Origin of the sequence: Neobacillus drentensis (assembly GCF_036962765.1) — a bacterium.
GTDB classification, from domain to species: Bacteria; Bacillota; Bacilli; order Bacillales; family Cytobacillaceae; genus Neobacillus; species Neobacillus drentensis_C.
On the sequence record NZ_JBALOS010000155.1, the window covers coordinates 1 to 3,625 of the forward strand.

General features: G+C 35.3%; 4 protein-coding genes. 1 reads left to right on the forward strand and 3 read right to left on the reverse strand.

What is annotated here, in order from left to right; all coding sequences use genetic code 11:
* Window positions 1-74: 74 nt before the first annotated feature.
* Together V7137_RS19180 and V7137_RS19185 are read right to left on the reverse strand one after the other, a co-directional pair.
* The gene (locus tag V7137_RS19180; RefSeq protein WP_335699561.1) at window positions 75-1,589 is read right to left on the reverse strand and encodes a RecQ family ATP-dependent DNA helicase; all 1,515 of its coding nucleotides are present in this window, start codon (window positions 1,587-1,589) and stop codon (window positions 75-77) included.
* Window positions 1,589-2,413, reverse strand: coding sequence for a helix-turn-helix domain-containing protein (locus V7137_RS19185; RefSeq protein ID WP_335699562.1), 825 nt, complete (start codon window positions 2,411-2,413; stop codon window positions 1,589-1,591). The genes V7137_RS19180 and V7137_RS19185 overlap by 1 nt, the downstream gene beginning before the upstream one ends.
* Window positions 2,414-2,883: 470 nt before the next feature.
* On the opposite strand from V7137_RS19185, the gene V7137_RS19190 reads away from it, so the two are divergent.
* The gene (locus V7137_RS19190) at window positions 2,884-3,132 is read left to right on the forward strand and encodes a ferredoxin (protein ID WP_066060880.1); all 249 of its coding nucleotides are present in this window, start codon (window positions 2,884-2,886) and stop codon (window positions 3,130-3,132) included.
* Window positions 3,133-3,297: 165 nt separating this feature from the next.
* Here V7137_RS19190 and V7137_RS19195 read toward each other — a convergent pair.
* Window positions 3,298-3,625, reverse strand: a 328-nt coding sequence (locus V7137_RS19195) for an ECF transporter S component (protein ID WP_335699563.1), incomplete at its 5' end; no start/stop codon positions are given.

Sequence of the window (3,625 nt, forward strand, 5' to 3'; positions counted from 1 at the left end):
GACTTGTGTCATATACAGATGAAAAAGTAAATCTTTATCCGTTAATCCATTAATTAATTCAAAATACTTCTTTTTCATTCCCTCAACTCACTATTAATTAGAATATTTGCCAAATAGTCCTTCCAGTTTTGTTCAGTTTTTCTGACAGAAGGAGAATTAGCGGCATGTTTTGTTTGATAATCGCTTATTTGAAGTCCGCAAATGTCACAGCATTGGTGAACCTTGTGCAACAATGTTTCATCAAAATACTGTAATATATATTCGCGTCTGCAGAAATTAGATTCAACCCATTTTTTCATGCAATAAATATTATTTTTTTTAATTGATAATCGTTCATGAACAAATTCCTTAATGAGCTTTTGTAATCGTTCAAGATTTACTCTTTCCAGCGGTGTGTTTATGATAATGTCCTCAACAATTCGCCATTGAATTTCTGAAAAACCACCCAGATCCATTAGTTCCACACCTAAGGTAATCTTTCCATCCTTGTGAATCTGTTCATCGTATATCCTTTTAAACAACCAGTTTATTTGCTGCTCTGTCGGCAGTTCACTTTCAGCCAACTGGAGAGGGAGTTGTTCATCCCCTGGTGCATATAAAAGGATGGCAAGACTTTGTTCGCCATCACGACCTGCCCTTCCAATTTCCTGAAGATAAGATTCTATTTGCATCGGCATGTGAAAGTGAATAATAAACCGGATATTTTCTTTATTTATTCCCATGCCAAACGCACTGGTTGCACATATAACATCTAGTTGTCCATAAATAAACTGTTGTTGAATCAGAATTCTTGTGTTTTGGTCGAATCCGCCATGATAGGCCATTGCCTGGCAAATTCCTTTTTCTGTTAATAATAATGCCATTTGTTCGGCAACCTTTTTACTTGAAAAATATATGATTCCAGGCTTTTTCAATTTCGTAACAAGCTCAAGGACAACGTCTTGCTTATCACGGAAGTCATGTAACTCTTTGACATAAAAGCCGATATTTGGCCGGTCAATCGTTGAATCAATTTTTACGATATCCTCCAGGTGAAGTGAATCAATGATGTCCTCCCGCACTTTTTTGGTAGCAGTGGCAGTCAATGCAAGAGTGAGCGGATTACCAAACTTTTTTCTTATTTCGCCTAGTTTTGAATAATCAGGTCGAAAATCGAAGCCCCATTGAGAAATACAGTGGGCTTCATCTACTACAAACAATGCGATGGTAAGTTCTTGAAGTTTTCGCAGGATATAGGGAACCATTAACATTTCAGGCGATATAAAAATATATTTATACTGATTAAGATGATGAAGAGCATTCTGTCTTTCATCTGCGGATAGGAATGAGTTTAAAGCGATTACTCTCTTTTCTCCAAATCTTTTAAATTGGTCTACTTGATCCTGCATCAGTGAAAGAAGTGGGGAAATTATAATAATTTGCCCTTGCAACATTAGCCCTGGAAGTTGATAACATAATGATTTTCCCGTTCCTGTTGGGAGCATTGCTAATGTATGTTGACCAGATAGTATTGAGGCGATTACCTCTTTTTGTCCTGTCTTAAAAGTTGTATATCCAAAATGATCTTTCAGTACTTTTTCTAATTCCATTATCTATCACCATATTTCGCCAGTACCAGCCTAATTTGAAAATAGGTTGCCGTTCCTATTTTTTCTCTAATTAACTTCAACTGTTTGGTTGCTGTTCGCCGTGAAATTTCCAATATCTTATTTTGTAACTCTCTATCTACGTAAGGTTCAATGGAAAAACCCTCTATATTTAAGGTTAATTCAACAAGATGATCTTCTATAGTACTCAATTTTAAGTGCCTAATATTTGCAATCATATCAAGTGTATATCCTTGATTTAATAATCTCTGTGTTTTCCTAGATGTTAGGGTCAATTCATCATCTTGCATTAAATCGTTTATGAGATATGGCAAGATTTTTAACTGATTACCCTCATCCTTGATTTTTTGAATTAAATAATGAAGTGTATTTGTAAACCCAATTTGATAATCATGGAAATCTAAATTTAACTGTTTTGCGACTTGAAGAGGGGTCAATCCTATTTGTTGAAAACCTGTTAACCGAAATACTACAAGTGAGGGGTCAACTTCTTTTCCCACATCAAAACAATTATTTAGTTCAAAATAAACAGTGCTGCCCATTTCCAGCCTTGGCAGGGTGATCTCTTTTAGGGTAGATTTTAACCAATTATGAACTTCTTTGTTTTTTTGGATAGGAATATACCGTGTCTCTCCAAACATTAAATTTGATACAACTTGAACTAATAAGGACAATCTTTCCCAGAATAAGGATGTGATTTGATGAAAGTTCCAGCCATTAATATATCGGGGGAGTGGACCTTTTTCGAGAAGTTCCTTTCCAAGGGGAGTTATGTTAAAGCGTTGTTCACCGATATTATTTATCAACCTTTTGCCAGCCATCGAATGGATTATTGATTCGAACGATTCCCTTGATAATTGATCGTATATTCCAAAATAATGTTTCAATGAAAATAAGTGGGCATCTTGGATGGTTTGTGATGACTTTTTACCATTCAGAAGGTGATAAAGTGAATAAATGGTCCGTTCCTTGTTTATTTGTTCTATACTATAAAGAATGATGGATTCAATCTGCAGCATACGAACCTCCCACCACTTATTTCGCAAATATTCGACAAAATAGCCATTTTTCCTCTTTATTCTACCATGAAATAAAGGAACTTGTTGCCCAAAAATGTGGAAGATTTAGAAAATCAACTATATTACTAAAGGAATATGGGCATTTTTCTATTGAAAAGTTGTCGATACAGTTTTACAATAGATATGAGTTATCCGTTTTCAGATTGATAATGGAAATGTGAAGTATTATTTTTCTAATTTACTGGGAGGTTTTTTTCATGGCAAAGTATACAATTGTTGATAAGGAAACATGTATCGCATGTGGCGCTTGCGGAGCAGCTGCACCAGATATCTATGATTACGATGATGAAGGTATCGCATTCGTAACTCTTGATGATAATGAAGGAATTGTGGAAATTCCAGATGTATTAATCGATGACATGATGGATGCTTTCGAAGGCTGTCCTACTGATTCCATTAAAGTAGCAGACGAATCTTTTGATGGCAATCCAACTAAATTTGAATAATATTTTGTTCACTAAACTTTAAGCTACTGCCCCTCACCTACTTAGATGAGGGGGTTTTTTATTTTTGGGGCATTGTTAATCTACAGATGTGATTTTGCTAAATTCATTTTTAATAAAATCCAAATAAAAGAGCAGGAAGGACGGACCTTCCTGCTGTCGTACTTTTTAGGCGCTTTTAATGGTTGTAAATTTATTAACCCAAGCCTGCATCCGAATGAATAGAAGCATAAAGATTACGGACATCATGACGCCTTTTAAAATGTTAAATGGTAAGATGGCTGGCACTACCAAATTCCGCATATCTGGAAAGCCCATAAGAACGGTATAAGCAGGTAAAATAAAGAAGTAATTTAAGATACTCATCATAACCGCCATGATTGCCGTTCCGGTAATTAATGCTAGTGTCATACCTTTTCTAGTTTTTAGTCTATTATATACAAAATATGTTGGCAGGATAAACACAATTCCAGCAACGAAATTGGCTATATGGCCC

Bases quoted from the DNA above. Each gene is read 5' to 3' on its own strand.
- V7137_RS19180 (WP_335699561.1), bottom strand. From the start codon at position 1,589: ATGGAATTAGAAAAAGTACTGAAAGATCATTTTGGATATACAACTTTT.
- V7137_RS19190 (WP_066060880.1), top strand. From the start codon at position 2,884: ATGGCAAAGTATACAATTGTTGATAAGGAAACATGTATCGCATGTGGC.